The sequence below is a fragment of the Clostridium zhoujianii genome (assembly GCF_051590805.1).
GTDB lineage: Bacteria > Bacillota > Clostridia > Clostridiales > Clostridiaceae > Clostridium.
The window spans coordinates 119254-127215 of record NZ_JBPUTF010000006.1; the positions used below are offsets into that span (position 1 = coordinate 119254).

At 30.7% G+C, this 7962-nt stretch carries 6 protein-coding genes; all 6 read left to right on the forward strand.

What is annotated here, in order from left to right; genetic code table 11:
- Positions 1-187 precede the first annotated feature (187 nt).
- The 6 genes from dnaN to gyrA all read left to right on the forward strand — a co-directional run bounded on the left by dnaN (position 188) and on the right by gyrA (position 7472).
- Complete coding sequence (dnaN, locus tag ACSYT2_RS18270; protein WP_430857990.1) at positions 188-1288, forward strand: DNA polymerase III subunit beta; 1101 nt, start codon at positions 188-190, stop codon at positions 1286-1288.
- Between the two features lie 36 nt (positions 1289-1324).
- A complete protein-coding gene (gene yaaA / locus ACSYT2_RS18275; protein WP_438385387.1) occupies positions 1325-1531 on the forward strand; it encodes a S4 domain-containing protein YaaA in 207 nt (68 codons plus the stop codon).
- A 67-nt stretch (positions 1532-1598) separates the two neighbouring features.
- A complete protein-coding gene (gene recF, locus ACSYT2_RS18280) occupies positions 1599-2684 on the forward strand; it encodes a DNA replication/repair protein RecF (protein ID WP_430857988.1) in 1086 nt (361 codons plus the stop codon).
- Between the two features lie 14 nt (positions 2685-2698).
- Positions 2699-2959: an extracellular matrix regulator RemB gene (gene remB / locus ACSYT2_RS18285; protein WP_430857987.1), complete on the forward strand. Its 261-nt coding sequence runs from the start codon at positions 2699-2701 to the stop codon at positions 2957-2959.
- A 55-nt stretch (positions 2960-3014) separates the two neighbouring features.
- Positions 3015-4925: a DNA topoisomerase (ATP-hydrolyzing) subunit B gene (gene gyrB / locus ACSYT2_RS18290; protein WP_438385389.1), complete on the forward strand. Its 1911-nt coding sequence runs from the start codon at positions 3015-3017 to the stop codon at positions 4923-4925.
- 21 nt (positions 4926-4946) lie between these two features.
- Positions 4947-7472, forward strand: a complete 2526-nt coding sequence (gene gyrA, locus ACSYT2_RS18295; protein WP_438385391.1) for a DNA gyrase subunit A — start codon at positions 4947-4949, stop codon at positions 7470-7472.
- Positions 7473-7962 lie beyond the last annotated feature (490 nt).

Sequence of the window (7962 nt, forward strand, 5' to 3'; positions counted from 1 at the left end):
GGATAAGATGGTCAATTAGTTACGGACTTATCCACACTATTTTTTTATAAAGTTTTGTTGATATTGCTTGGCTAGAGTCACTTATTAACATATCCCCAAGCTCTACTACTATTATTACTAAAATAAATATATATCTATCTATTCTATTAGGAAACTTTAAGCTGTTTATAAATAAGGAGGATATTACATGATATTTATATGTGAAAAACAAAAATTACAAGAGGGTATTCTAATTGCCCAAAAAGCAATTACAGGAAAATCAACTATGCCAATATTAGAAGGTATATACATAAATGCAACTAAAGATGGTTTAACATTAATCGGATCTGATATGGATGTTTCAATAGAAACTAAAGTAAATGCTGATGTTATCGAAGAAGGTAGTGTTGTAATAGATTCAAAAATATTTGGAGAAATAATTAGAAAACTTCCTAATTCAGATGTTAGAATTGAAGTTATTGAAAATGATACTGTACAAATTTCATGCCAAAAGTCAGTATTTAATGTAGTTTTCATGAATGCTGAAGAGTTCCCATCATTACCAAGTATTGATGAAGAAAAGCAAATAGAGGTACCACAAAATATATTGAAAAACATGATAAAAAGTACATCATTTGCAATAGCTCAAGATGAAACAAGACCAATCCTACAGGGAATTTTATTTGAAATTAAAGATAAAAAACTTAATCTTGTAGCCTTAGATGGATATAGACTTGCTATAAAATCTGAGTACTTAGATAGCGATTTTGATATAGAAGTGGTTATTCCTGGCAAAACTCTAAATGAAGTTGCTAAAATATTGGAAGATATAGATTCACAAGTGAATATAACATTTACTAATAACCACATTTTATTTAATTTAAAACAAGCAAGAATAATTTCAAGATTATTGGATGGAAAATATGTAAATTATAATTCCTTATTGCCACAAGAACATAAACTTACTTTATCTGTGGATAAACAAGAATTGCAAAATGGTATTGAAAGAGCATCATTAATGGCTAAAGAGGGTAATAGCAATTTAGTTAAACTTGAAGTTCAAGAAGAGAACTTAATAATAACATCTAATTCTCAATTGGGAAAAGTAAGGGAAGAAGTTGGGATAAATTTGCAAGGAGAAGGGATACAAATTGCATTTAACTCAAGATATCTTTTAGATGTTCTTAAGAATATGGAAGACGATAAGGTCATTATGGAAATGACTTCAAGCGTAAGTCCATGTATAATAAAGGCAAAAGAGACTGATTCGTACAAATACTTAGTTTTACCAGTAAGACTAATAAGATAGGAGGTGTGCATAAATATACTTTATTTATGCGGAAAAATGGAAGGAGTTAAAATAAATACTGAATTTATAAAATTAGATTCATTTCTAAAATGGTGTGGAGCAGCTTCGCTAGGTTCAGAAGCTAAAATATATATTCAAGATGAACTTGTTAAGGTAAATGGAGAGATATGTACTCAAAGAGGCAAGAAGATTAGAGTGGATGATATAGTAACTTTTAATGGTGAAGATTATAAAGTGGTTTAAAATGGATGATTTTATAAATGTGAGCGTTTATTTATCTATTATGATATAATTAAATGGGTGTTTATGTATGTTTATTAAAAAACTAATGTTAATTAATTATAGAAACTATAAAGATCTTCATATAGATTTTGGAAAGTATGTTAATGTTTTTATGGGAGATAACGCTCAAGGGAAAACTAATATTCTTGAAGCAATCTATTATTGCGGATTTGCAAAATCTCATAGAACTTCAAGGGATAAAGAACTAATTAATTGGGAGGGGGATGGTTCCTACGTGAGTTTGAGCGTGGGAAAAGATAGACTAGATAAAAAGATTGATATAAATATTTTGAAGGATGGAAAAAAAGCTATAAAAGTTAATTCTATCAAGATAAATAAAATTGGAGAGCTTTTTGGAACCTTTAATGTAGTTATGTTTTCACCTGAAGATCTTAAGATTATAAAAGATTCACCTGGCGTTAGAAGACGATTTGTAGATATGGAACTTTGTCAGCTTAATCCAAAATATTATTACAATTTAGTTCAATATAACAAAGTTCTTAATGAGAGAAATACTGTTCTTAAGAATAGAAATTTAAGTGGAGAAATATTGGATATATATGATCAACAATTATCTGCATATGGTGAGTATATTATTAAACAGAGGCTTGACTATATAAACAAGTTAAATTTATATGGAGAGCAGATTCACAAAGATATAACACTAGGAAAAGAGAATATTGAGTTTAAATACCAATCATCCATAAAGAAATTAGATGATATAAAAAATGATTTTTATGATTTATTAAAGAAAAATAGAAAAAGAGATATGGAAAAGGGGATATCAACTATTGGTCCCCATAGAGATGACTTTTCTGTTTTCATAAATAATGTTGAGACAAAAAGCTATGGATCCCAAGGACAACAGAGAACAGCGGTGTTAACTATGAAGTTTTCTTCCTTAAGGATAATAAAAGAAATTACTGGAGAATATCCAGTACTTCTGTTAGATGATGTTCTATCAGAATTAGATTTTAATAGAAAAAAATATATATTAAGTAGTATTGGAGATATTCAGACGGTAATTACCTGTACAGGTATTGCAGATATACATGAGTATTTAGATTCTAATTCTAAAATATTTAGAGTTAAAGATGGTAAAGTCTCTAGTTAAAGGAGGAATTCTTTATGTTTTTACATTTAGGAGAAAATGTTGTTGTACCTATCAAAGATGTTATTGGTATATTTGATTTACAGACAACAATGTATAGTTCAGATACTATACAATTTTTAAGAATGGCTGAAGAAGACGGATTTGTAGAAAGAATAACAAAAGATAAACCAAAATCATTTGTTATTGCAGAGGTTGATAAGATGAGTAAAATATATCTTTCACCTATATCTTCATCAACATTAACTAAAAGAACGGATATGGATTATAACCCGTAAGTCCAATATTTAAACCTTCGGTGTTTAATTATTAATATTGTTTAAGGAGGAATCTATGTTGGAAGAGAATAAACAAAATTATGACGAAAGTCAGATACAGGTTCTTGAAGGATTAGAAGCTGTTAGAAAAAGACCAGGTATGTACATAGGTAGTACTAGTTCAAGAGGATTACACCACTTAGTATACGAAATAGTTGATAATAGTATCGATGAAGCTTTAGCAGGATACTGTAACAAAATAAAAGTTACTATTAACGAAGATAATTCGATACAAGTTGAAGATGATGGTAGAGGTATGCCTGTTGGAATGCACCCTAAAATGGGAAAACCTGCAGTTGAAGTTATAATGACTATACTACATGCCGGAGGTAAATTCGGTGGTGGGGGATACAAAGTATCTGGAGGATTACATGGAGTTGGTGCATCTGTAGTTAATGCTCTTTCTGAAAAATGTATAGTTACAGTAAGAAGAGAAGGTCATATATGGCAACAAGAATATCAAAAGGGTAAAGTAATAACTGGATTACAGTCAATAGGTAATTCGGATGAAACAGGAACAACTGTATATTTCAAACCTGATGCGGATATATTTGAGGATGTTGAATATGACTTTGACGTATTAGCTCAAAGATTAAGAGAATTAGCATTCCTTAATAAGGGAATAAATATTACTTTAGCTGATAAAAGAGAAGATAAAGTAGAGGAATTCCACTATGAAGGTGGTATAAAATCATTTGTATCATACTTAAATAGAAATAAAGAGGCACTTCATCCTGAACCAATTTATGTCGAAGGACTTAAGGAAGGTGTTTCAGTAGAAATAGCACTTCAATATCATGATGGGTATAATGAAAATATTTTCTCTTTCGCAAATAATATAGATACTATAGAGGGGGGAACCCACCTAGTAGGATTTAAGACAGCTCTTACTAGGGTATTTAATGATTATTCAAAGAAGTTTGGTCATTTAAAGGAAAATGATAAGAACTTATCCGGCGATGATATTAGAGAAGGTTTAACTGCAGTTATATCAGTTAAAATTAGTGAGCCACAATTTGAGGGGCAAACTAAAACGAAGTTAGGTAATAGTGAAGTAAGAGGAATTGTTGATTCTATAGTTGGAGAAGGGGTAGGAATATTCTTAGAAGAAAACCCAGCTGTAGGTAAGGCTATAATAGATAAGGCTTTAATGGCTGCAAGAGCTAGAGAAGCTGCTAGAAAAGCAAGAGAACTTACAAGAAAATCTGTATTAGAGCGTTCAGCTCTTCCAGGAAAACTTGCAGATTGTGCATCTAAAGATCCTAGAGAATGTGAAATATATATAGTCGAAGGAGATTCAGCGGGGGGATCAGCTAAGCAAGGAAGAAATAGAAGATTCCAAGCTATTTTACCTTTAAGAGGTAAGATATTGAACGTTGAAAAGCAAAGACTAGACAGAATACTAAATGCGGATACTATAAGGTCTATGATTACAGCCTTTGGTGCAGGAATAGGAACAGATTTTGATATAGAGAAAATTAGATATAACAGAATTATAATTATGACAGATGCCGATGTTGATGGTGCTCATATTAGAACATTATTATTAACCTTCTTCTATAGATACATGAGAGAGTTAGTAGATGGTGGGCACGTATATATTGCGCAACCACCGTTATATAAGCTAAGTAAGGGCAAAAAAGAAGCATATGCTTATTCTGATGAAGAATTAGATCAATTATTAATGGAGTTTGGTGGAAAAGATAATTCAACCAATATTCAAAGATACAAAGGTCTTGGAGAAATGAATGCTGAGCAATTATGGGATACTACAATGGATCCTGAGAAGAGAATTTTATTAAAAGCTACAGTAGAAGATGCTATGGCTGCAGATGAAATATTCACAATATTAATGGGAGATAAAGTAGAACCAAGAAGAGAATTTATTCAAAAAAATGCTAAAAAAGTAAGTAATTTAGATATTTAGTACTAATACGAGGTGAAGTACATGAATTTTAATGAGGGAAAAGTCATACCTATAGACATTAATAAAGAAATGAAAAGGTGCTATATCGATTATGCAATGAGTGTTATAGTTGGGCGTGCACTACCAGATGTAAGGGATGGTTTAAAACCTGTTCATAGAAGAATACTATATTCATTGCAGGAGTTAGGTTTATATCCAGATAAGGGATATAGAAAATGTGCAAGAATAGTTGGGGATGTTTTAGGTAAGTATCATCCTCACGGTGATTCATCTGTTTATGATGCGTTAGTAAGAATGGCACAAGATTTCTCAATGAGATATATGCTAGTAGATGGTCATGGGAACTTCGGTTCTGTTGATGGAGATAGCCCAGCGGCTATGAGATATACAGAAGCAAAGATGAATAAGATTGCAGTAGAAATGTTAAGAGATATAAATAAGAATACTGTAGATTTTGTACCAAACTTTGATGGTGAAGAACAAGAGCCATCAGTTGTACCTTCAAGATATCCCAACTTATTAGTTAATGGATCATCTGGTATAGCGGTTGGAATGGCAACTAATATTCCACCACATAATTTAGGGGAGATCATTGATGGAACAATAATGTTAATAGATGATCCTGAAACATCTGTTTTAGAACTTATGACAGCTATTAAAGGACCAGACTTCCCTACAGCTGCTACTATAATGGGGAAAGCTGGAATAAGAGCTGCTTATGAAACAGGTAGAGGAAAAATATTAGTTAGAGCTAAGGCAGATATTGAAGAAGAGAATTCAAGACATAAAATTATAGTAACTGAATTACCTTATCAAGTTAATAAAGCAAGACTAATAGAAAATATAGCGGATTTAGTAAAAGATAAGAAGATAGTTGGAATATCAGATTTAAGAGATGAATCTGATAGAGATGGTATGAGAATTGTAATTGAATTAAAAAGAGATGCCAACCCAAATGTTATCTTAAATCTTTTATATAAGCATACTAAAATGCAAGATACTTTTGGGGTAATAATGCTTGCACTTGTAGATAATGAACCACAAGTTTTAAATCTTAAGCAGGTATTAAGTCATTATATAAATTTCCAAAAGGAAGTTGTTACAAGAAGAACTGTATTTGAATTAAATAAGGCTGAAGCAAGAGCTCATATTCTTGAGGGGTTAAAAATAGCTTTAGATAATATTGATGAAGTTATAAGAATAATAAGACATTCAAGCACATCAGAGATAGCTAAAAATACTCTTATTGAAAAATTCGAATTATCCGAAAAGCAATCAGTTGCAATACTTGAAATGAAGCTTAGAAGGTTAACAGGATTAGAAAGAGATAAGATTGAGGAAGAGTTTGCTGAACTTATGAAACAAATAGAATATCTAAACTCAATATTAGCAAGTGAAGAGAAGTTACTTGGAGTAATTAAGGATGAGCTTATTGAAATAAAGAATAAGTACGGTGATGAAAGAAGAACATCCATTGAAAAAGTTGTTAATGAAATTGATATTGAAGATCTTATACAAGAAGAAGAAGTAACAATAACATTAACACATTCAGGTTATATTAAGAGAATACCAGCAGATACATATTCATCTCAAAGAAGAGGTGGTAAGGGTATTCAAGCTATGTCTACAAAGGAAGATGATTTCGTAGAACATGTGATGATAACTTCAACACATTCAGATGTATTATTCTTTACTAATAGAGGTAGGGTATATAAATTAAGAGCATATGAGATACCTGAAGCAGGAAGAACTGCAAAGGGGACAAATATAATTAATCTTATAGCTATAGAGCCAGATGAAAGAATTGAAACAGTATTAACTGTTAGAGATAATACCCAAGAAGGGTTCTTATTCATGGGAACTAAACAAGGTATAGTTAAGAAAACTCCATTAGAAGATTTTAAGAATCTAAGAAAAAATGGATTAATTGCTATAAATCTAAGAGAAGGTGATGAGCTTCTTAAGGTTAAGATAACACGTGGAGATGCTAATCTTATGATGATTACTCAAAATGGTTATGCAGTTAGATTTAATGAAGAAGCAGTTAGACCTATGGGAAGAACAGCTTCAGGGGTTAAGGCTATCAATCTTAAGAATGATGACATTGCTGTATGTATGGATATAGCAGTAGATGAAGAGGAACTATTAGTTATAAGTGAAAATGGATTTGGTAAGAGGACTCCTGTAAGTCAATATAAACTTCAAAATAGAGGTGGAGTAGGTCTAATAACTTATAAGATAAGTGAAAAGACTGGTAAACTTATTGGTGCTACTATATGTAATAAAGATGATGAACTAATGCTTATCAATAGTAGTGGTGTTGCTATTAGAATAAATGTTGGTGATATATCAGTAACCAATAGATCTGCAATGGGTGTAACATTAATGAGAACTAATGAAGATGAAAAAGTAGTTGCGATAACGAAAATAGCTGGTAGTGAAGAAGATGAGAACTCAGAAGAACAACTAGAAATATTAGAAAGCAGTAACATTGGACTTGAAGAATTAGTAGAGAGAGCCGTTGAAGATTTGGAAGGCGAAGAATAGAATATTTTATTTTAAACAAAAGAGATTAGATAGTAGCATATCTAATCTCTTTTAATTTTTTAATTATGAATGAGTAAAAATATAGATATATAGTACTATTTAATTAATAAATATCTATATAAACTTAGATATTATGCATACTCTATACCTAGCGTGTCATTATGATAATTACTTAGTAATATTAAGAAAAAGTTAGAATTATAAAGATAATTTAGCTAAATTACTATTATTATATTTAAATAAGTATTATTATCATGGTAAGATAAATCTCGTCGCTGAGGCAACAGAAAAACAAGAAAAAATTAAGTCGAAAAACTTAAAAAAACTTGTTGACAGCTGTTGAAAGAGGTGATAAGATAAGGGAGTCGCTTGAGTGCGACAAACAAATTGGTCTTTGAAAATTGAACAGATATATAAGTTAAAAACCAGCAATTCTTTTTATGAGTAAGTTTTTGAGATTAAGATTAAACTTTTTATTGAGAGTTTGATC

Coding starts and splice junctions, on each gene's coding strand:
- gyrA (WP_438385391.1), top strand. CDS start 4,947: ATGAATTTTAATGAGGGAAAAGTCATACCTATAGACATTAATAAAGAA.
- recF (WP_430857988.1), top strand. CDS start 1,599: ATGTTTATTAAAAAACTAATGTTAATTAATTATAGAAACTATAAAGAT.
- gyrB (WP_438385389.1), top strand. CDS start 3,015: ATGTTGGAAGAGAATAAACAAAATTATGACGAAAGTCAGATACAGGTT.
- dnaN (WP_430857990.1), top strand. CDS start 188: ATGATATTTATATGTGAAAAACAAAAATTACAAGAGGGTATTCTAATT.
- remB (WP_430857987.1), top strand. CDS start 2,699: ATGTTTTTACATTTAGGAGAAAATGTTGTTGTACCTATCAAAGATGTT.
- yaaA (WP_438385387.1), top strand. CDS start 1,325: ATGGAAGGAGTTAAAATAAATACTGAATTTATAAAATTAGATTCATTT.